General features: G+C 63.0%; 18 protein-coding genes. 8 read left to right on the top strand and 10 right to left on the bottom strand.

Features of this window, described 5'->3' with window-relative positions; all coding sequences use genetic code 11:
* Positions 1 to 160: 160 nt before the first annotated feature.
* Positions 161 to 505: a hypothetical protein gene (locus JG747_RS22590; protein WP_019857893.1), complete on the top strand. Its 345-nt coding sequence runs from the start codon at positions 161 to 163 to the stop codon at positions 503 to 505.
* 89 nt (positions 506 to 594) lie between these two features.
* Here JG747_RS22590 and panC read toward each other — a convergent pair whose 3' ends face one another.
* Both panC and panB read right to left on the bottom strand, forming a co-directional pair.
* The gene (panC, locus tag JG747_RS22585; RefSeq protein ID WP_202360058.1) at positions 595 to 1,446 is read right to left on the bottom strand and encodes a pantoate--beta-alanine ligase; all 852 of its coding nucleotides are present in this window, start codon (positions 1,444 to 1,446) and stop codon (positions 595 to 597) included.
* Complete coding sequence (gene panB, locus JG747_RS22580) at positions 1,443 to 2,303, bottom strand: 3-methyl-2-oxobutanoate hydroxymethyltransferase (protein ID WP_019857895.1); 861 nt, start codon at positions 2,301 to 2,303, stop codon at positions 1,443 to 1,445. The genes panC and panB overlap by 4 nt, the downstream gene beginning before the upstream one ends.
* A gap of 230 nt (positions 2,304 to 2,533) precedes the next feature.
* Between panB and JG747_RS22575 the strand changes: the two genes are divergently transcribed.
* From JG747_RS22575 to JG747_RS22565, 3 genes are all read left to right on the top strand, one after another.
* Entirely contained in the window at positions 2,534 to 2,932 is a 399-nt protein-coding gene (locus JG747_RS22575; RefSeq protein ID WP_010909204.1) for an NADH:ubiquinone oxidoreductase subunit NDUFA12, read from the top strand.
* A gap of 159 nt (positions 2,933 to 3,091) precedes the next feature.
* Complete coding sequence (locus tag JG747_RS22570; RefSeq protein ID WP_019857896.1) at positions 3,092 to 3,688, top strand: DUF2155 domain-containing protein; 597 nt, start codon at positions 3,092 to 3,094, stop codon at positions 3,686 to 3,688.
* A gap of 75 nt (positions 3,689 to 3,763) precedes the next feature.
* Positions 3,764 to 4,150 carry a hypothetical protein gene (locus JG747_RS22565; protein WP_202360057.1) on the top strand — a complete coding sequence of 129 codons (387 nt, stop codon included), beginning with the start codon at positions 3,764 to 3,766 and terminating at the stop codon, positions 4,148 to 4,150.
* A 36-nt stretch (positions 4,151 to 4,186) separates the two neighbouring features.
* Here the strand turns inward: JG747_RS22565 and JG747_RS37870 are convergent, their stop codons facing one another.
* From JG747_RS37870 to JG747_RS22530, 7 genes are all read right to left on the bottom strand, one after another.
* Positions 4,187 to 4,291, bottom strand: a complete 105-nt coding sequence (locus tag JG747_RS37870; RefSeq protein WP_446720620.1) for an RNA polymerase sigma factor region1.1 domain-containing protein — start codon at positions 4,289 to 4,291, stop codon at positions 4,187 to 4,189.
* 84 nt (positions 4,292 to 4,375) lie between these two features.
* The gene (gene aat, locus JG747_RS22555) at positions 4,376 to 4,993 is read right to left on the bottom strand and encodes a leucyl/phenylalanyl-tRNA--protein transferase (RefSeq protein ID WP_202360055.1); all 618 of its coding nucleotides are present in this window, start codon (positions 4,991 to 4,993) and stop codon (positions 4,376 to 4,378) included.
* A 12-nt stretch (positions 4,994 to 5,005) separates the two neighbouring features.
* Positions 5,006 to 6,349: an acetyl-CoA carboxylase biotin carboxylase subunit gene (gene accC, locus JG747_RS22550; RefSeq protein WP_019857901.1), complete on the bottom strand. Its 1,344-nt coding sequence runs from the start codon at positions 6,347 to 6,349 to the stop codon at positions 5,006 to 5,008.
* A gap of 10 nt (positions 6,350 to 6,359) precedes the next feature.
* Positions 6,360 to 6,818, bottom strand: coding sequence for an acetyl-CoA carboxylase biotin carboxyl carrier protein (accB, locus tag JG747_RS22545; RefSeq protein ID WP_038646562.1), 459 nt, complete (start codon positions 6,816 to 6,818; stop codon positions 6,360 to 6,362).
* A 26-nt stretch (positions 6,819 to 6,844) separates the two neighbouring features.
* Positions 6,845 to 7,279, bottom strand: a complete 435-nt coding sequence (aroQ, locus tag JG747_RS22540; protein WP_019857903.1) for a type II 3-dehydroquinate dehydratase — start codon at positions 7,277 to 7,279, stop codon at positions 6,845 to 6,847.
* A 145-nt stretch (positions 7,280 to 7,424) separates the two neighbouring features.
* Positions 7,425 to 8,225: a DsbA family protein gene (locus JG747_RS22535; protein ID WP_019857905.1), complete on the bottom strand. Its 801-nt coding sequence runs from the start codon at positions 8,223 to 8,225 to the stop codon at positions 7,425 to 7,427.
* A gap of 64 nt (positions 8,226 to 8,289) precedes the next feature.
* Positions 8,290 to 9,681 (bottom strand): tetratricopeptide repeat protein, encoded by a 1,392-nt coding sequence (locus JG747_RS22530; protein ID WP_202360054.1) that lies wholly within the window; start codon positions 9,679 to 9,681, stop codon positions 8,290 to 8,292.
* 147 nt (positions 9,682 to 9,828) lie between these two features.
* Between JG747_RS22530 and JG747_RS22525 the strand changes: the two genes are divergently transcribed.
* Together JG747_RS22525 and JG747_RS22520 are read left to right on the top strand one after the other, a co-directional pair.
* Positions 9,829 to 10,977: a pyridoxal phosphate-dependent aminotransferase gene (locus tag JG747_RS22525; RefSeq protein WP_202360053.1), complete on the top strand. Its 1,149-nt coding sequence runs from the start codon at positions 9,829 to 9,831 to the stop codon at positions 10,975 to 10,977.
* Positions 10,978 to 10,982: 5 nt separating this feature from the next.
* Positions 10,983 to 11,948: a glutaminase gene (locus JG747_RS22520; protein ID WP_202360052.1), complete on the top strand. Its 966-nt coding sequence runs from the start codon at positions 10,983 to 10,985 to the stop codon at positions 11,946 to 11,948.
* Between the two features lie 107 nt (positions 11,949 to 12,055).
* On the opposite strand, the gene JG747_RS22515 is transcribed toward JG747_RS22520, so the two are convergent.
* A complete protein-coding gene (locus JG747_RS22515) occupies positions 12,056 to 15,001 on the bottom strand; it encodes an Rne/Rng family ribonuclease (RefSeq protein WP_202360051.1) in 2,946 nt (981 codons plus the stop codon).
* A 651-nt stretch (positions 15,002 to 15,652) separates the two neighbouring features.
* On the opposite strand from JG747_RS22515, the gene JG747_RS22510 reads away from it, so the two are divergent.
* Both JG747_RS22510 and JG747_RS22505 read left to right on the top strand, forming a co-directional pair.
* Complete coding sequence (locus JG747_RS22510; RefSeq protein WP_202360050.1) at positions 15,653 to 16,915, top strand: N-acetylmuramoyl-L-alanine amidase; 1,263 nt, start codon at positions 15,653 to 15,655, stop codon at positions 16,913 to 16,915.
* A 213-nt stretch (positions 16,916 to 17,128) separates the two neighbouring features.
* Positions 17,129 to 19,585: a penicillin-binding protein 1A gene (locus JG747_RS22505; protein ID WP_064982845.1), complete on the top strand. Its 2,457-nt coding sequence runs from the start codon at positions 17,129 to 17,131 to the stop codon at positions 19,583 to 19,585.
* Positions 19,586 to 19,697: the final 112 nt, after the last annotated feature.

Here is a 19,697-nt window from a genome sequence, read left to right as displayed (position 1 = left end):
GAGGACGATATGGATCAGCGCTGGCGAACCGCCGCAGTCGTACCAGCCGGCGCGGCATAACCGACGGGACTCCGCATCGGCGGCGAAGTCCCTATCGGTCCATTCGGGCATGCGTCATTGTCGCATTTGCTGCGCCGGCTCACGACGGATATTCAGGGACATGACCAAACTGTCGCGCATTGTAGCCCTGGCGCTGCTCGCCATCATCGTTTTTGCAACCTTGTCGCCGATCCAGGTGCGACCGCACATAGCCGATGCGAATGTTGAGCGCGCCTTGGCTTATGTGTTGCTTGGCCTCGCCGTGGCACTCGGCTTCCCCAATCGCCTGTATCAAGCCGTGATCTTCGTGGTTGCGACCGCAGGCATACTGGAATTGCTTCAGATCATCGATCCCAGCCGTCACGCACGTCTCATCGATGCCCTTGTGAAGGCCTTTGCCGGAGTGGCTGGCATCGTGGCGGGACAACTGCTCGTCAGGACCGGCGGACGAAAGAGCGAGAGCTAGAGCAATTCCAGGAAAAGTGTGAGCGGTTTTCCGTCCGGAATTGCGTCAAAACAAAGAGTTAGCGCGGCGGCAAACCGCCGCATTGTCACCTAGACGGTGGGAACTTCCACATTGTCGATGAGCCGCGTCTTGCCAAGCCAGGCCGCGGCAAGCACACGCCCGGCGTGGTCGCGGCGCCAGGGCGCAAGCGTCAGGCTTTCGCGGGCCTCGACATAGTCGATCTTCTGGAAGCCGGCAGCGATAAGGGCTCGGTCGGCTTCTCCAGTTGCGTCGTCCTGGTGCGTGCCGGCCGCCAGTGCGGCTGCCGCCCTGCGCAGGATCGCGTTGAGCTGGCGAGCGACAGCGAGTTCAGCCTCGTCGAGATAGGCGTTGCGTGATGACATGGCCAGGCCATGCGCGTCGCGTATGGTCGGGGCGCCGATGATCTCGACGGGAAGGTCGAGGTCGCGGCAGAGCTGTCTGACGACGCAAAGCTGCTGGTAATCCTTCTCGCCAAAGACCGCACAGTCAGGCGTCGCCTGCAGAAAAAGCTTGGCCACCACGGTGGCGACGCCCTCGAAGAAGGTGGGGCGGAAGTCCGATTCGAGCCCGGCGGACGGGCCGCCGACCGAGATCCTGGTGGCGAAGCCGGAGGGATACATCGCGCCGACCGTCGGCGTGAAAGCGAGATCGGCCTTGACCGTCGCCAGCAGGTCGAGGTCGCGGGCGAGCTGGCGCGGGTACTTGTCGAGATCTTCGCTCGGCGCGAACTGCGCCGGGTTGACGAAGATCGACACCACGCAGCGCTCGGCTTTTTCCCTGGCGATCCTGATCAGGGAGAGATGACCCTCATGCAGCGCGCCCATGGTTGGCACCATGGCGACGCGCAGGCCGTCGCGCCGCCAGTCACTGACCTGCGCGCGAAGTGCAGCGACGCTGTCGACGACCTCGGGACGGCTCATGATTCGTCCCCGCCGTTTAAGCCCGAAGAGGCTTTTGAACCCGAAAAGACATGGCCAGGGCCGGGGAAAGTCCGGTCTCGCACCTCCGCTGCGTAGCGCTCGGCGGCGTTCGCGATCACGCCGCGCAGGTCGGCATATTCCTTGACGAATTTCGGCACGCGATCGACGGTCAGCCCGACCATGTCGTCGATGACCAGGATCTGGCCATCGCAGTCGCCGCTGGCGCCGATGCCGATGGTTGGAATGGCGATGCGGCGTGTGATGTCGGCGGCGACCGCCTCGATGGTGCCTTCGATGACCACGGAGAACGCGCCGGCCTTTTCGACGGCACGCGCGTCCGCCATAAGCGCCACGACAGTCTCGTCCGTGCGGCCCTTGATCTTGTAGCCGCCATCCTTCTCCACCGATTGCGGCAGCAGGCCGATATGACCCATGACCGGAATGCCGGCGGCGACGATTGCCGCAATCTGCCCGGCCATGTCGACGCCACCTTCAAGCTTCACCGCTTGGCAGCCGGTCTCGTCAACGATGCGCTGCGCGCAGGCCACGGCCTGTGCCGCCGAATCCTCGTAGCTGCCGGCCGGCATGTCGACGACCACGCAGGCCCTGGCCGAGCCGCGCATCACCGCTTGCCCATGCGCGACCATCATCTCCAGCGAGGCGCCGAGCGTCGTCTCGTGACCATGCAGGACCATGGCGACGCTGTCGCCGACCAGAAGCAGGTCGACATGCGGGTCGAGCAGGCGGGCGACTGGATAGGTGTAGGCGGTCAGGCAGACCAACGGGATGCCGCCCTTGCGGCGGCGAATCAGCTCGGTGCCGATGCGAATGTCGGTGGTCGGCAGTTTCGTGGCCAATCGTCACCTCCCTCGGCCCATGGCTGGATTGGATATCCGCATGGGCGCGCTGAGCTTTAGAAAGAGCCGAAAGGCTTGGCAAGCGCACATCCTGTCGCCTCTCGGGATCAAAGGCCTGTGTCGGTACCCCGGCGCGCCATTTGCGCGCTCCCCGTGGCAAAACCCTTGCCTTCCCGAAGGCCTGACGCCATAAGCAGGAAACAGGCGCCGCCAGCGCAAAGGGCTCTGAGATGAAGACTTTCCTGACGCAATTTTTCACCTGGTGGAACAGCCAGACGCTGGGAACACGTCTGCACACCTGGCGGTACGGCAAGAGGGTCGGCCAGGACGAGGTCGGCAATGTCTATTACGAAGGTGGCATCGATTCGGAAGGTCGCACGCGCCGCTGGGTCATCTACCGGAACTATTCGGAAGCTTCGGCCATACCGCCCGGCTGGCATGGCTGGATCCACCACCGCGTCGATCTCGCTCCGGCCAGCGAGGACTACAAGCCGCGCGACTGGCAGAAGCCGCATCAGCCCAATCTGACCGGCACGCCGGCGGCCTACCGCCCGAAGGGCTCGGTGCTGACCAATCAGCATCGCCCGCAGGTTACCGGTGACTACGACGCTTGGACGCCCGGGTCGTAACGCCCCCGGCTTGTACGACGCCCCGACTTTGTCTCAGCACGAAGTGCAGGCCGGTCCTTTATCGCCACAATTGGTGTTTAGCTGCTTGCTGATCAGAAAACGGCGACTAGCCTTGGCGATCGACGGAATCACCCAGGCGCGAACCACCGGTACCCCTATATGAGCTTTTTCAATCGGATATCGACGGGCGGTCTGACGCTAGCCGCCGGCCTCGTCGTCAGCACCGCGGCCTTTGCGGCTTCGCCCGCACCGGCGACACCCGCCGCTCCCGCACCGGCCGCGCCCGCGGGATCGGATCGCATCACCAATCCGGTCGCCGAGTTCGCCGGCATCGACAAGATCACCGGCCGCATCATCACCTTCGACGTCTACATCGATGAGACCGTGCAGTTCGGCGCTTTGCAGGTGACGCCGCGCGTCTGCTATTCCCGGCCGCAGAACGAGGAGCCGAAGACCGATTCCTTCGTCGAGGTCGACGAGATCACGCTCGACCGCAAGATCCGCCGCATCTTCACCGGCTGGATGTTCGCCGAAAGCCCGGGCCTCAACGCTGTCGAGCATGCCGTCTATGACGTCTGGCTGAAGGAATGCAAACAGAAGTCCGATGTGCCGGCGCCAGATGCCACCAAGGCCGATACCACCAAGGCTGACGCTTCGAAGCCGGCCGCGACCGAACCAGCCGCCGCCAAGCCTGCGGCCAGCCCGGATGCGGAACAGTCCGATCCCGCCGAACCGGATACGTCAGGCACCAACTAATCCTTGGGAACCGTCGTGGCCACCATGCGTTGGACCACAGACGACCGCGCATCGACGCGCCCGGAGGATATTTCGATGTCGGACAGCAAGCGAATCACGGCCAGCAAAAAAGAACTGCTGGAACTCGAAAAAGGGTTCTGGACCGGCGATGCGGCCTACTACGCGGCCAATGCCGATACGGAATGCCTGGTGGCCTTTCCGCGAATGGCGAAGGCGATGGTCAATGCCGACTTGGCCAAGACCGCGACCAAGCCCAACCGCTGGCGCGACCTCGATATCGAACTCAAGGGAATAATCGAGCCTGGCAGCGACATCGTCATGCTGACCTACGAGGCGCATGCGACACGCGAAAACGGCGAACCCTACGCCGCGCTGGTCAGCACCGGCTATGTCCATCGCGTCAACGGCTGGAAGATGATGTTTCACTCGCAGACGCCGCTGGAAGCTGCAGCGAAGAACTGATCGAAGCAGGAAAGCCATGCGCCGCCGCCCGAGCGTTCACTCGACTATGTCTATCCCATGATCGTGCAGGGCAGCGAATATGTCTTCGATATCGGCTGAACCTAGCTCTCGTTTGGGGAGAAGCGTGTTGAGTTCTTCCATGGTGACAACTGGTGTATTTTTGATGATGAGAGCTTGAACAATCAGTTGGATATCCGCACGAAGGCCATCGTTGCTCGCCATCCGTCAGGGATAGAAGACCGCTTCACCTTTCAGCGCGTCGGCCAGCATCTTCTCATACTTGCCGCGCGGGACGTCCACAGCGCCAAAGCGCTTTAGGTGCTCGGTGGTGAATTGCGTATCAAGTAGAGCGAAGCCGCGTGCCTTCAAGCGCTCGACGAGATGCACGAGGCAGATTTTCGACGCATCCGTCTCCTTGGAAAACATGCTTTCGCCGAAGAACACCCGTCCGAGCGAGACGCCATAGAGGCCGCCGACCAACTTGTCTTCATGCCAGGCCTCGACCGAATGGCAGTGGCCCATGCGATGCAACTGCACATAGGCCTCGCGGATCGGCGCGTTGATCCAGGTCGAGCGCCTTTCCTCCCGCTTTTCCGCGCAGCCGTCGATCGTCGCCTCGAAATCGAAGTCGAAGCGGATGTCGAACGGGTTTTTGCGGACCGTCTTCCTCAGGCTTTTGGGCGTGTGGAACCCGTCGAGCGGGATGATGCCGCGCGTCTCTGGCCGTACCCAGAACACTTCTGGGTCGCTGGCGCTTTCGGCCATCGGGAAGACGCCCGAAGCGTAGGCCTTGAGCAGAAGGTCGGTGGGGATGCGATAGCCGGGCGCGTAAGGACGGGTCATCGCGTCCCCGGACTACTCTTCCTTGGCTAGGTATTTTTCCAGCCAGTGGATGTCATAGTCGCCATTGGCGATGTCGGCATTGCCGACCAGATCGCGAAACAACGGCAACGTCGTCTTGATACCGTCGACGACGAATTCATCCAGCGCCCGGCGCAGCCGCATCATGCATTCGACGCGGTTGCGCCCATGCACGATCAGCTTGCCGATCAGGCTGTCGTAATAGGGCGGGATCTTGTAGCCGGAATAGACGCCGGAATCGACACGAATGCCGAGACCGCCTGGCGTGTGGAAATGCGTGATGGTGCCGGGCGAGGGGGTGAAGGTGCGCGGATCCTCGGCATTGATGCGGCATTCGATGGCGTGGCCATTGAACTTGATGTCTTCCTGCCTGACGGAAAGGCCGCCGCCGGAAGCGACGCGTATCTGCTCATGCACGAGATCGATGCCGGTGATTGCTTCCGTCACCGGATGCTCGACCTGCAGGCGTGTGTTCATCTCGATGAAATAGAACTCGCCATTCTCGTAGAGGAACTCGATCGTGCCGGCGCCGGAATAGCCGAGATCGGCAATGGCCTTGGCGCAGATGCCGCCGATGCGGGACCGTTCCTCGGCGTTGAGCGCCGGCGAATTGGCCTCTTCCCAGACTTTCTGGTGGCGCCGTTGCAGCGAACAGTCGCGCTCGCCGAAATGCACGCCGCGGCCAAAGCCGTCGCCGAACACCTGCACTTCGATATGGCGCGGCTTCTGCAGATACTTCTCGATGTAGACGGCGTCGTCGCCGAAAGCGGCGCCTGCTTCCGAGCGCGCCGTCTGCAGAGCGACCTCGAGGTCGGCCTCGGAGTGCGCGACCTTCATGCCGCGTCCGCCGCCGCCGGCGGAGGCCTTGATGATCACAGGATAGCCGATTTCGGCGGCAATTCGCTTGGCTTCCTTCTCCTCGGTCACCGCGCCGTCGGACCCGGGCACGACCGGGATGCCGAGGCGCTTGGCGGTGCGCTTGGCCTCGATCTTGTCGCCCATGACGCGGATATGGTCGCCGGTCGGGCCGATAAAGGTGATGTTGTGCGCGGCCAGTATGTCGGCGAACTTGGCGTTCTCGGACAGGAAGCCATAACCCGGATGTACCGCGTCGGCGCCGGTGATCTCGCACGCCGCGACGATCTGATGGATGTTGAGATAGCTGTCGCGCGATGGCGGCGGGCCAATGCAGACGCTCTCGTCGGCAAGCCGCACATGCATGGCGTCGGCGTCGGCGGTCGAATGCACCACCACCGTCTGGATGCCGAGTTCCTTGCAGGCGCGCAGCACCCGAAGCGCGATTTCGCCGCGATTGGCGATGAGGATCTTCTGGAACATCCGGCCCGCTCTACTCGATCACGACGAGCGGCATGCCGTATTCGACCGGCGTCGCATCCTCGAACAGGATCGCCGTTACCGTGCCGGCGCGCGGCGAGGGGATCTGGTTCATCGTCTTCATCGCCTCGATGATCAGCAGCGTCTGGCCTTCCTTGACCGTCTGGCCGACCTCGATGAACGGCTTGGCGTCGGGCGACGGCGCCAGATAGGCGGTGCCGACCATTGGCGAGGCCACCGCGTTCTTCGACACGTCGACCGTGGCCGGGCCGGCCGCGACCGCGGGCTGGGCTGCTGCCGGCGCATAGCTGGGCTGGGGCGCCGCGATCGCATGGACGGCAGGGGCCTGCCGCGACACGCGCACCTTCAGGTCGCCCAGTTCAACCTCGATCTCGGTCAGGTTGGTGTCGTTCAGTATGCCCGCCAGATCGCGGATCAGTTGCTGGTCAACACCGGTCTTCTTTATCGACATTTTCGAGCCTTCTGTTTGTTGGCCGGTCATAGGCGTGCGGCCAGCGCCTGTAGCGCCAGCGTGTAGCCGAGCGGCCCAAAGCCACAGATCATGCCGACGGCGACCGGCGCGACCATGGAGACGTGGCGGAATGATTCCCGCGCATGGATGTTGGAAAGGTGAACTTCGGCGACCGGCAGCGGTGCGACGGAACGGATGGCGTCATGGATGGCGATCGAGGTGTGGCTGTAGGCGCCTGGATTGATGACGATGCCGGCAGCCTTGTCGCCGGCTTCCTGGATCCAGTCGACAAGGTCACCCTCATGGTTCGACTGGCGGAAATCGATCTCGAGCCCGAGCGACGCGCCGGCCTGCTTGCAGTCGTCGGCGATCGCGGCAAGCGTCTTGCCGCCATAGATGCCCGGCTCGCGCTTGCCGAGCGCGTTGAGATTGGGACCGTTCAGCACGAAAACCGTTTTCAAAAAAACCGACCTTTTCCCGCGCCGGTATCAAACCGGCGCGCTGGGCCTCTATACCGGGCATAGTCGTCCGCGAAAAGAGCGCAAGTGCGTTCTTTCACTGTCCACAACAGGCAGAAATGCGCCCGTGAAGAAAACCGCGGGCCGATCAAAGCGCGGCTTTCGCCGCCTTTATCTTTTCCGCCAACACGTCCTGCCCGAGAGCCCCGAACACGACCTCGTTGCCGACGACGTAGGACGGCGTTCCGGTGATCGCCAGCTTGTTGGCAAGATCGTAGGTCTTGGAGAACGCCTCGGGGATCGAAGCATCCTTCATCTTCTCGCGCAGCGTCGCCTCGTCGGCGCCCAGCGAAAGCGCGACCTTGATCGCGGCCGCCTCGGTGGCGCGTCCCTGGCCGCCGAGCAGCGCATTGTGGAACTCGCCGTACTTCTCCGGCATCATCAGGTGGAACGCCATCGAAACGACGCTCGCTTTCTGCGAATCCGGGCCGAGGATCGGGAATTCCTTGAGCACGAAGCGCAGATCCGGATCGGATTTGGTCAGCGCCCGCATGTCCTCGATGGCGCGTTTGCAGAAGCCGCAATTGTAATCGTAGAACTCGACGATCGTCACCTTTCCGTTCGGATTGCCGACGACGCCGTCGAAGGCGGAGTTGAAGATCTGGTCCTTGGCGCCCTTGATGACGCCGAGCGAGGCGATGCGCTGCTCTTCCTTCTGCTTGGCCTCGAGCGCGTCCTGCACTTCGAGCAGCACCTCGGGGTTCTTCAGGAGATAGTCACGGATGATCCCCTCGACCTCGGCACGGTCGATCTTGGTATCGGCGATCGTCTGGACAGGCTGCGCCGTACCGGCCTTGGCCATCTGTGGGCTGCCGGCCACGAAACCGAAAGCCAGCATGGCAAGGACGACAGCGACCCCCGTGGTGCCCAGCAGCAGTGCCTTTTTCATCGTTCTCGTTCCTTTTGCCTGTTTCCTGGTCCGGCTGTGTCGCAGTGCGTGACCGGAAGGTTCACTAGATTTTGTTTGACGATTTGTAGTTTATGATGTCCTGGGCGCGTATCCAGCGCGGCTCGCCGCGCTTCATCTGCTGCTGCGCCCGCATGGCGAAGATCTTCGCATCCTTGTAGTTACCGGAATAGAAATGACCTTCCGCGGTGGCAAGCTCGGCGCCCGGTATGTCACCCAGCTCGCCATAAGCCTGCGCCAGGTAGCGATAGCCGGCGGAATTTTCCTTGTCGCGTCCCAGGCCATTGTTGATCTGCACGACGGCTTTTTTCAGCGAGTCAGGCGTGCCGACCGCCATCAGCGCCTGGCCGAGCGAGACAGGCAGCAAGCCGGACCGCGCCGGATCGAGGCTGACCGCCTTGGCGTAGGCTTCCGCCGCGTCCTTGGGCTTGTTGGCCTTCATCAGGATGTCGCCGCGCAACTCCTGGAAATAGGCATTCTTCGGCTGCGCCTTGATCAGGGCATTGGTCTTGGCGAGTGCGCCGGCGATGTCGCCGTAGAGGTAGGTCGATTGGGCGTCGCCATACTGCCCGGCGAGGCTGCCTCTCATCTTTTGCATGAGCCGCGCGGCGGTGGCCTGGCCTTCCATGTAGACGGCGATCTTCACCCGCATCATGTCATGGCGCTGTTGCAAGGCCGGCGGGTCGGGCTTGTCGACATTGGGGCTCTGCTTCACCAGCACTTCGAGATTGGCGATGCGCTCCTGCGGCATCGGATGGCTGATCCGATAGGGATCGACTTGCGCACCCGACAGCGACAGCGCGGTCTGGAAGCGCCGGAACGTCTTCAGCATGCCCATGCCGGACTGGCCGGTGGCGTTGAGATAGGTGATGGCGGAGCGGTCGGCCGTTATCTCCTCGGTGCGCTGGTAGGCGAGGATGCTGCGCTGTGCCATCTCGCCGCCGCCGGCGGCCACGCCCATGCCGGCGCCGGCAAGGCCGCGGCTGTTGGTGGTCGCGCCAGCGACCATCGCGCCCGCGCCAAGCAAGGTCGCAATGATGGCCATCGTCTTGGCGCGCTCGAGCTGGTCACGCAGTTTCTGCTGGTGGCCGCCGGCGATATGGCCGGCCTCATGCGCGATGACACCGATGATCTCGTTGGGTGTTTCCGCCGTCATCAGCGCGCCGGTGTTGATGAACAGCCGTCGCCCGGTGACGAAAGCGTTGAAGCTGGAATCATTGACCAGGACGATGTCGATGCCATCATTCGCAAGCCCTGCCGCCTTGAAGATCGGCCGCGCATAGTCGCGCACCAAAGCCTCGATCTCGGCATCTCGCACCACCGGAACGCTCTGGGCGAAGGCGGTGACCGAACTTGCCACGCCAACGGCAAGGCCAAGCGAAAGCGTCGTGAAAACACGCGCAATCTTGGCAATCGTCGATCTGGGTCGGCTCAACATGACGTGTCCACTGGTAGACGAGCGGGCGAAAGATGAAAAGTCGGCACCGGAAAACTTCCTCAACTTGTGATCCTCACATCAATCGGGCATTTGTGCGGCGCATGTATTTGGGGGCGTGGCGCGCCAAACCGTCGGGATAGGGATAAAATGGTCGTTTCGCTCTCACGTCGTGGCAATGTCGAGCCATTCCACGCCATGGATGTGCTGGCCGAAGCCAACCGGCTGAAGGCGCAAGGCGTGCCGGTGATCTCCATGGCGGTCGGCCAGCCGTCCGACCCGGCGCCCGCGCGGGTTCGCGCCGCCGCGGCCGAGGCCTTACGGGACGGCCGCATCGGCTACACCGACACGCTGGGGCTGGCCGGCCTGCGCAAGGCGATCGCCGCGCATTACGCGGATCACTATCGGCTCGAAGTCGAACCCGCCCGGATCGCGGTGACCACGGGTTCGTCGGCGGCCTTCAATCTCGCCTTCCTCGCGATGTTCGATCCGGGCGATCGCGTTGCCATCGCGGCACCCGGCTACCCCGCCTATCGCAACATCATGGCGGCACTCGGCATCGATGTGGTCGAGATCGAACTTGGCGACGCAGCCTATCTGCATGCCGGTCATCTGGAGGCCGCGCATCGCGAGAAACCTCTGAAAGGTGTGCTTTTCGCGAGCCCCGCCAACCCGACCGGTGCGATCATACCGGCCGACGAACTGTCGGCGCTGGTCGACACGGCGGAGACACTGGGCATCGCCGTCATTTCCGACGAGATCTACCACCGGTTGGCCTATGGCGCGCCGGACACCACCGCACTTGCCTTCGGCAACAGCGTCACGGTGATCAATTCCTTCTCGAAATACTATTGCATGACCGGCTGGCGCATCGGCTGGATGGTGTTGCCGGAAGCGCTGGTGCGGCCGGTCGAACGCATCGCCCAGAGCCTCTACATTTCGCCCCCCGAACTGTCGCAGATCGCCGCTATCGAAGCCTTTGCCGCGACCGAAGAGCTGGAAGCGATCAAGGGCCGCTATGCCTGGAACCGTGAACTGCTGATGAAACGCTTGCCGGAACTCGGCTTCCCGCTGGCCGCGCCCATGGACGGCGCCTTCTATGCGTTTTGCGATGTCACCCGCCACAGCAATGACAGCATGGCCTTCGCGCGCAAGATGCTGGCCGAGGCGCATGTCGCGGCGACGCCCGGCCGCGACTTCGACACCCAGGCCGGACATCGCACGATGCGGTTTTCCTATGCCGGCAGCCACGACGACATGGTCGAGGCGATGGCGCGCATCGAACGCTGGTTGAGGTAGCCCCGATGCCGGAACTCGAACAGGCCCCCAAATTTGATCAGGCCCCCAAACTTGATCAGGCTTTGGCCGAAGTCGCCGCCGAAATGGCCGAACGCACCGATCGCGGCGATGTCGCCACCTACATTCCCCAATTGGGCAAGGTCGACCCGAGGAAATTCGGCATTGCCGCCGTCACCAATGACGGCCGCGTGCTGATGGCGGGCGATGCCGACCAGGCATTTTCGATCCAGAGCATCTCCAAGGTGTTCACCCTGACGCTGGCGCTTGGCAATGTCGGCGACGCGCTGTGGAAAAGGGTCGGGCGCGAGCCGTCCGGCAATCCATTCAACTCGATCGTCCAGCTCGAGCACGAGAACGGCATCCCGCGCAATCCGTTCATCAATGCAGGCGCCATCGTCATTTCCGATATCCTGCTTGCCGGCCATCAGCCGCGCGAGGCGATCGGCGAGATCCTGCGCTTCATCCAGTTTCTCGCCGACGACGAGACCATCATCATCGACCGTGAGGTCGCGGCGTCCGAACGTGCCACCGGCTATCGCAACTTCGCGCTCGCCAACTACATGAAATCCTTCGGCAATCTTCATCATGCTCCGGAACTGGCGCTGGGCGTCTATTTCCACCATTGCGCCATAGCCATGAGTTGCCGGCAATTGGCGATGGCCGGCCGCTTCCTCGCCAATGGCGGCAAGAACCCGGCGACCGGCCATTCCGTGGTGTCGGCGGAGCGGGCACGGCGCATCGGCGCCATGATGCTGACTTGCGGCCACTATGACGGCTCCGGCGATTTCGCCTTCCGTGTCGGCATACCCGGCAAGAGTGGAGTCGGCGGCGGCATATTGGGAATTGTGCCGGGTGTGGCGTCGCTTGCGGTGTGGTCGCCCGGCCTCAACGCCAACGGCAACTCCAAGCTGGGTTCGATCGCGCTGGAAAAGCTGGCCAGGATGATGAACTGGTCGATCTTCTCGCCTTAGCCAGCGCTTCGCCACCTGTTGGAACGCGCAATGTGAAAAATCCCGCGCCGTCTTTCGATCGGCGTGGGATTTTTTTATTAGAAAGTCACTTCAACCAATTGAAATGCTTAGAAAAAGCCCTTCCGCTGCCACCAGCCGGCGCGCTTCGGCTTTTCTTCGGTCTTGGCTTCCGGCTCATCGGCGACGGTCGAGGACACCACCGGCACCACGGGCGCGTCGATGGCCGCCGGCTTGCGTCGTGACGGCCGGGCCTTCGAAGACTCTTGCGCAACGGGTGCAACCACCGCCTCGTCAGCAGCCGCCACCGGAGGCTCGACTGGCGCTTCTGCGGCCGCTTCGACAACAGCGGTTTCAGCGACCGCTTCGGCGGCTGCCTTCTTCGGCTTGGCTGCGCGACGCGGCTTCTTGGGCTTCTCGGTGCTTGGCACCTCTTCGCCCGCCGCGGCCACCGGTTCTTCCGTCACCGCGGCAACAGCCACCGGTTCGATCGAGGCAGGCTCGCTTTCGGAAGCATCGGCTTCCGAAGCCTCGGTCGCCTCGCCGGCGCTTGCCTCGCTCTCGCCTTCACCGTCTTCGCGACGGTTGCGCTTGCCGCCGCGCTTGCCGCGCCGGCGCTTCTTGCCCTGGCTGTCATCCGCGGCCTGCACCGCCTCGTCGGACGCGCTGGCAGCGATCAGGGCGGCATCGTCCTGTTCGCCATCGTCATCGCCTGCCGCGTCTGCCGCGCCGGCGAAATCGCCGGCCTGAGTGGAGATGGATGAGCCGTCCGCCGGAGCGCCATGCTCGCGGTCGCGATCCCTGCCGCCGCGACGTCTGCGGCGCTTGCGACGCTTGCGGTCGCGGCCTTCGCCATCTTCGCTGCCGGCAGGCCGCGGCTGCTGGTTCTGCTGGCGTGGCTGCTCGGCCTGGACCACGACCTCATCGTCTTCCTCGACGACGGCAATCTCGTCCTCGGGCTCCTCAGGCTCGACATAGGCCGGCAGGCTGCGGACCTCGACGAAACCCTCGGGCTTCTCGGCCAGCGCGCCGCGGAAGATCGCGTAGTGCTGCGCGCCAACCGTATCGTCGGCCTCGATGGTGATGGTCAGGCCGAAGCGGCTTTCCAGTTCCACCAGCGTGCCGCGCTTGTGGTTGAGCACGTAGAGCGCGGTTGCCGCCGGCGTGCGCACGGTGATGTGGCTGCGCGAATCCTTGAGCAGGAATTCCTCGATCGCCCGCACCACCATCAGCGCCACCGACGAATCGGACCTGACATGGCCGGTGCCGCCGCAATGCGGGCAGGGCTTCATGGTCGATTCCAGCACGCTGGCGCGGATGCGCTGGCGTGACATCTCCATTAGGCCGAAATGCGAGATTCGGCCGACCTGGATGCGCGCACGGTCGTTCTTGAGGTGATCCTTCAGCCGCTTCTCGACGGAGCGGTTGTTGCGGTTCTCCTCCATGTCGATGAAGTCGATGACGATCAGGCCGGCGAGATCGCGCAGCCTGAGCTGACGGGCAACTTCTTCGGCCGCTTCCAGATTGGTGTGGAGCGCGGTGTCCTCGATCGAGTGCTCCTTGGTGGAGCGGCCCGAATTGACGTCGATAGCGACCAGCGCCTCGGTCTGGTTGATGATGATGTAGCCGCCGCTCTTCAGCGTCACCTGCGGCTGCAGCATGCGGTCGAGCTGCGCCTCGATGCCGTTGCGCACGAAGATCGGCGTCGTGTCGCGGAACGGCTGAACCACCTTGGCGTGGCTCGGCATCAGCATGCGCATGAAGTCCTTGGCTTCGCGGTAGCCTTCCTCGCCGGAGACAAGGATCTCGTCGATATCCTTGTTATAGAGGTCGCGCACCGAACGCTTGATCAGGCTGCCTTCCTCATAGACGAGGGCAGGGGCGGTGGACTGGAGCGTGAGATTGCGCACGTTTTCCCACAGCCGCATCAGATATTCATAATCGCGCTTGATCTCGGCCTTGGTACGGCTCTCGCCGGCCGTGCGCAGTATGACGCCCATGCCTTGCGGCACTTCGAGATCGGCAACGACCTCCTTCAGGCGCTTGCGATCGACCGCGCTGGTGATCTTGCGCGAAATGCCGCCGCCGCGCGCCGTGTTCGGCATCAGCACCGAATAGCGGCCGGCAAGCGACAGATAGGTGGTGAGTGCGGCGCCCTTGTTGCCGCGCTCTTCTTTGACGACCTGAACCAGCAGGATCTGCCGGCGCTTGATCACTTCCTGGATCTTGTACTGGCGGCGCACCGGTTTGCGACGGTTGCGCACTTCTTCCAGAGCGTCCTCGGCGCCGACCGATTCGACCTCGTGATCATCGGGATGCGAGGACTGTACTTCCTCCAACATGCCACGATCATTGTCGCTGGATGTGGTTTCAGTGGCCTGTTCCGTCTGCGAGACAGGTTCGGAAATCACATCGCCTTCGACCGCGGCGGCGATCGATGTCGGACCACCCTCGCGGGTTTCGGTTTCGTCCTGATCGGCGGAACCTTCATCATGGCCTGATGTATCGGCATGCCCCGAGGGCTCGGAATGTTCCGATGTATCGGCTGCGTGTTCGATGATCTCGGAGGTGTGTGAAATCTCCTCGACAACGATGTCGCCGCTGTCGTCGCCTTCGCTTGGCTCGCCGGAGCCTTCGCCTGCCTCGCCGGTATCGCGCTTGTGCTCACCGCGCTCGCGGCTCTTGCCGCCGCGCCGGCGTCCGCGCCGACCGCGATCGCGGCTCTGGCGGTCATCGCCGTCACCATCCTCGTCCTCTTCGTCCTCGGCCTCCTGCGCTTCGGCGCGCAGCAGTGCCTGACGGTCGGCGACCGGGATCTGGTAGTAGTCGGGGTGTATTTCACTGAAGGCGAGAAAACCGTGACGGTTGCCGCCATATTCGACAAAGGCTGCCTGAAGGGAGGGTTCGACGCGCGTTACGCGGGCGAGGTAGATATTTCCTTTGAGCTGCTTCTTGTCCTGGGATTCAAAGTCGAATTCTTCGATACGGTTACCGCGTACGACGACAACGCGTGTTTCCTCCGGGTGGGAGGCGTCTATCAGCATTTTGTTGGGCATTATTTCGTTTCCCCCCGGCAGCCGTCAGCCGCAGCTGGCGGGGCAAAGCCCGCTGCTGTGTGTCTGGAGAGTGGGTGCCGGATAATTGAATGTCCGCCGGACGGTGCCTGCGTGTCATGGCGGTGCCGCCCGCTGCCATACTGGCGCGGTTTGATGCGGACCTTTCCATGATTGCGCTTGAAGCCATCGTCACCAGCGGAACCTTTTGAACCAAAGCCCGGAAACCGGACCAGCTTGTTTGCTCATACAGAGCCGGCACGGGGACAAACCCGGCCGTTTTCCTCACGCAGGTGATTCCCCCGCCACGGGAGCACACCTGCGAAATTCGTCGCAATCACCTGAAGCCTTTTCGCGTGAAGCGAAAGGAGCCGCCTTTCATCTGACCCTGTAGCAGGAAGCTGCGGAGGAGGGCGGTTCCAGGATTGCAGTGATCCACTATCGCTTTTATGATTTGGCGGGTTGGAAGGCAACCCCGATTTCCGATGCCGGCAAAAAGCAGTTCCGTAACGTAAGCCTGGGGTCCAATCCTTGCGTGAAAAGGCTTGGTTAACCTTCTCTGGATACCAATCGTTAATCGAGTTCGCGGCCTAACCGGCACTTCGACGAAACGAGCGGGCGCCTGGCGCCAAACCGGGAGCGACTGGAAGAGAGATGGGACTGGCGGACTTCACAGACAAGGGATGTCGTGTTGGCGGCCGGATTCTTGCCGCTCTATGTCTGTCGCTGCTGGTGGTGATTTCCCAGGCCTTTTTTTCCGTTGCCGACGCCGCCGATGCGCCGCTGGTGGCAAAGGGCTACAAGATGGCGGGCGATGCCACCAAGATGCGCATCGTCATGGATTTCGATCGCGAGCCTGATATCAAATGGTTCCTGCTGCGCGGACCCAATCGTCTGGTCATCGACCTGCCGAATACCAGGCTGGCCATCGACGCCAAGGATTTGAAGCCACGCGGCCTGGTCAAGGGCGTGCGCCTGGGCGCACTCGGCGACGGTGTCTCGCGGCTGATCCTTACCGGCAAGGGGCCGTTCGCCGTCGACAAGCTGGATGTGCTCAAGAATGAGGACGGAACCGGCTACCGCATTGCCGTCGACATGTCGGCGGCCTCCGAACGGGAGTTCGACGCCGCCCTTGCCAACCAGGCACTGACCACCGGCTCGACGGTTTCGACCGACAAGGGCGGGCGGGTTGGCACCGGGCCGGTCTCCAATCCCGGCCACCGCTTCACGGTCGTCATCGATCCCGGCCATGGCGGCGTCGACGGCGGCGCCGAGGGTCTGAACGGCACCATCGAGAAGAACGTCACGCTGGCCTTCGCCACGGAACTGCGCGACAAGCTCGCGGCCATCGGCAAATATGATGTCTTCATGACCCGCGACACCGATGAATATCTGCGTCTGGACGACCGCGTGCGCATTGCCCGCCAACATGAGGCCGATCTGCTGATTTCGATCCATGCCGACACGATCAGCGTCAAGGGCATCCGCGGCGCCACCGTCTATACCGTCTCCGACAAGGCGTCGGATCCCGAGGCGCAGGCGCTCGCCGACCGAGAAAATCTCTCCGATCAGTTCGCCGGTATGGTCATCAAGGACGATAACAAGGAAGTGACCGATATCCTGATCGACCTGATCCGCCGTGAGACACACACCTTCTCGATGAGTTTCGCACACACATTGGTCGGCCAGCTGTCGACCAGCGTCGGTCTCATCAACAATCCGCAGCGTTCCGCGGGCTTTAAGGTATTGAAAGCGCCGGACGTGCCATCCGTGCTGGTCGAACTCGGCTATCTCTCGAATGCCAAGGACGAGGCGCAACTGCTTAACGCGGAATGGCGCGGCAAGGCCGCACAAAGCATCACCAACGCCGTTGCGCTGTTCGCGTCCGCCAAGGCCGGGGCTGGAACCGGAGGTTGACATGCCTTGCGGCGCCTGCAACCAGAGGCGGCGTTGCTGGATGACAACACCCGGTGCCTTTATTTGCGGCGGGCGGTCACGAAATCAGGCCTTGCCGTATTTTGTCCACATGGTGGCGACATGGGTTTTCGAATACGGATTGGGACCGGCTCGAAAGCTTGCGTGGAAGGCGGCTTCGTTTAGGAAATTCCCGAACCAAGGACTGGAGCGGGTATGATTCGTCTCATTGGCTATTTCTTCGGCATCGGCACGACGCTGGCCCTTCTGGTCGCGGCGGGCGTTGCCATTTACATCAGCCATCTGTCGAAGGATCTGCCCGACTACGAGGTGCTGGCCAAATACGAGCCGCCGGTGACCACGCGCATCCACGCCTCGGATGGCTCGCTGATGGCCGAATACGCGCGCGAGCGGCGCTTGTATTTGCCGATCCAGGCTATCCCGGATCGCGTCAAGGCGGCCTTCCTGTCGGCGGAAGACAAGAACTTCTACAACCACCCCGGCATCGACGTGACCGGCCTTGGCCGCGCCATCATCGTCAACTTGCAGAATTTCGGGTCGGGCAGGCGCCAGGTCGGCGCCTCGACGATCACCCAGCAGGTGGCCAAGAACTTCCTGTTGACCGCGGACCAGACCTACGAGCGCAAGATCAAGGAAATGATCCTGGCCTTCCGCATCGAGCAGGCCTATCCCAAGGATCGTATCCTCGAGCTCTACCTCAACGAAATCTTCTTCGGTTTCGGCGCCTATGGTGTCGCCGGCGCAGCGCTTACCTATTTCGACAAGTCGGTGAACGAACTGACCGTGGCCGAGGCCGCCTACCTGGCGTCGCTGCCGAAAGGCCCCAACAACTACCATCCCTTCAAGCATGCCGATCGAGCGATCGAGCGCCGCAACTGGGTCATCGACCAGATGGTCGAAAATGGCTACGTCACGCGTGAGGAAGGCAACAAGGCCAAGGCCGAGCCGCTCGGCGTGACGCCGCGCCGTACCGGCACCTATCTGTTCGCCGGCGAATACTTCACCGAAGAGGTGCGCCGCCAGATCATCGCCCGTTACGGCGAGAACGCGCTCTACGAAGGCGGCCTGTCCGTCCGCACCACGCTTGATCCGAAAGTCCAGCTCATCGCCCGCAAGGCGATGCAGAACGGCTTGATCAAGTACGATACGCTGCGTGGCTATCGCGGGCCGGTGACGTCAATCGACGTGTCCGGCGACTGGGGCGTCCCGCTGGGCGCCGTCAAGGGATTGGAAGACGTCCCTGAATGGTCGCTGGCCGTCGTGCTCGACTCCTCCGCATCAGGCCTCTCGATTGGCCTGCAGCCCGCGCGCCAGGCGTCGGGCGACATCGTCAAGGAACGCGTCGAAGGCACCGTCAGCAAGGACGACATGGGCTTTGCCATGCGCCATATGGTCGACGGCAAGACGGTCAAGGCCAAGTCGCCGGCCGACGTGCTCAAGCCCGGCGACGTCATCTTCGTGCAGAAGAACGAAGGCTCCGACAACACCTACAGCCTGCGCCAGGTTCCCGAGGTGGAAGGCGGCCTGATCGCCATGGATCCGCACACCGGCCGTGTGCTGGCCATGGTCGGCGGTTTCTCCTATGCGCAGTCCGAATTCAACCGCGCCACCCAGGCGATGCGTCAGCCGGGCTCCTCGTTCAAGCCCATCGTCTATTCGGCGGCGCTCGACAATGGCTATACGCCGGCCTCGGTGATCATGGACGGACCGATCACCATACAGAGCGGCAACACGACCTGGACGCCCAAGAACTATGACGGCACCGTCGCCGGGCCGGCAACCCTGCGCTCCGGCATCGAGAAGTCGCGCAATTTGATGACAGTGCGGCTTGCCAACGACATGGGTATGAAGCTGGTCGTCGAATATGCCGAGCGCTTCGGCGTCTACGATCATCTGGCGCCGTATCTGCCGATGGCGCTGGGCTCCGGCGAGACCACCGTCATGCGCATGGTTTCGGCCTATTCGATCATGGCCAATGGCGGCAAGTCGATCAAACCCTCGCTCATTGACCGCATCCAGGACCGCTACGGCAAGACAGTATTCAAGCAGGATGAGCGTGGCTGCGAAGGCTGCAACGCGAGCGAATGGAAGAACCAGCCGGAGCCGGAACTGGTCGACAATTCCGAGCAGGTGCTCGATCCGATGACCGCCTACCAGATCACCTCGATGATGGAAGGCGTGGTCCAGCGCGGCACCGGCGCCACTATCGGCGAACTCGGCCGCCACATTGCCGGCAAGACCGGCACCACCAACGACGAAAAGGACGCCTGGTTCATCGGTTTCACGCCGAACCTCGTGGTCGGCCTCTACATGGGCTACGACACGCCGCGCGGCCTTGGCCACGGCGCCACCGGTGGTGGTCTCGCCGCTCCGATCTTCAAGGATTTCATGCGCGTGGCGCTGGACGGCACGCCCAATGTCGACTTCAAGGTTCCGGACGGCATGAATCTGATCGCCATCAATCGCAAGACCGGCATGCGTGCCGCGTCGGGCGATCCCGGCACCATCATCGAGGCCTTCAAGCCGGGCACCGGTCCCGCCGACAGCTATTGGGTGATCGGCATGGGCGCCGACGGCTCCAACGCGTCGGGCGGCGCACTGTCGCCGCAGGCCAACCAGGCCATCCAGGACGGCGGCGGCGGGCTCTACTGACGGGGCCGGATGCGGATCGCTGGGCTGGCCTTGGGGCCGGCCCATTTCGCTTTACACATGGCGGCGCCGTCCCTATGTATCGCGCCGACCGAAGTGTCACTTCAGCAACAGG

The organism is Mesorhizobium sp. 131-3-5 (assembly GCF_016756575.1).
GTDB lineage: Bacteria > Pseudomonadota > Alphaproteobacteria > Rhizobiales > Rhizobiaceae > Mesorhizobium > Mesorhizobium jarvisii.
The sequence above is the reverse complement of the archived record's forward strand: the minus strand, read 5'-3'. Positions and strand labels throughout refer to the sequence as shown.

Bases quoted from the DNA above. Each gene is read 5' to 3' on its own strand.
- panC (WP_202360058.1), bottom strand. From the start codon at position 1,446: ATGAGCCGTCCCGAGGTCGTCGACAGCGTCGCTGCACTTCGCGCGCAG.
- JG747_RS22520 (WP_202360052.1), top strand. From the start codon at position 10,983: ATGCCGGAACTCGAACAGGCCCCCAAATTTGATCAGGCCCCCAAACTT.
- JG747_RS22565 (WP_202360057.1), top strand. From the start codon at position 3,764: ATGTCGGACAGCAAGCGAATCACGGCCAGCAAAAAAGAACTGCTGGAA.
- JG747_RS22530 (WP_202360054.1), bottom strand. From the start codon at position 9,681: ATGTTGAGCCGACCCAGATCGACGATTGCCAAGATTGCGCGTGTTTTC.
- JG747_RS37870 (WP_446720620.1), bottom strand. From the start codon at position 4,291: ATGGAAGAACTCAACACGCTTCTCCCCAAACGAGAGCTAGGTTCAGCC.
- accC (WP_019857901.1), bottom strand. From the start codon at position 6,349: ATGTTCCAGAAGATCCTCATCGCCAATCGCGGCGAAATCGCGCTTCGG.
- accB (WP_038646562.1), bottom strand. From the start codon at position 6,818: ATGTCGATAAAGAAGACCGGTGTTGACCAGCAACTGATCCGCGATCTG.
- JG747_RS22525 (WP_202360053.1), top strand. From the start codon at position 9,829: ATGGTCGTTTCGCTCTCACGTCGTGGCAATGTCGAGCCATTCCACGCC.
- JG747_RS22575 (WP_010909204.1), top strand. From the start codon at position 2,534: ATGAAGACTTTCCTGACGCAATTTTTCACCTGGTGGAACAGCCAGACG.
- JG747_RS22535 (WP_019857905.1), bottom strand. From the start codon at position 8,225: ATGAAAAAGGCACTGCTGCTGGGCACCACGGGGGTCGCTGTCGTCCTT.
- JG747_RS22590 (WP_019857893.1), top strand. From the start codon at position 161: ATGACCAAACTGTCGCGCATTGTAGCCCTGGCGCTGCTCGCCATCATC.
- JG747_RS22510 (WP_202360050.1), top strand. From the start codon at position 15,653: ATGGGACTGGCGGACTTCACAGACAAGGGATGTCGTGTTGGCGGCCGG.
- JG747_RS22515 (WP_202360051.1), bottom strand. From the start codon at position 15,001: ATGCCCAACAAAATGCTGATAGACGCCTCCCACCCGGAGGAAACACGC.
- aat (WP_202360055.1), bottom strand. From the start codon at position 4,993: ATGACCCGTCCTTACGCGCCCGGCTATCGCATCCCCACCGACCTTCTG.
- JG747_RS22505 (WP_064982845.1), top strand. From the start codon at position 17,129: ATGATTCGTCTCATTGGCTATTTCTTCGGCATCGGCACGACGCTGGCC.
- JG747_RS22570 (WP_019857896.1), top strand. From the start codon at position 3,092: ATGAGCTTTTTCAATCGGATATCGACGGGCGGTCTGACGCTAGCCGCC.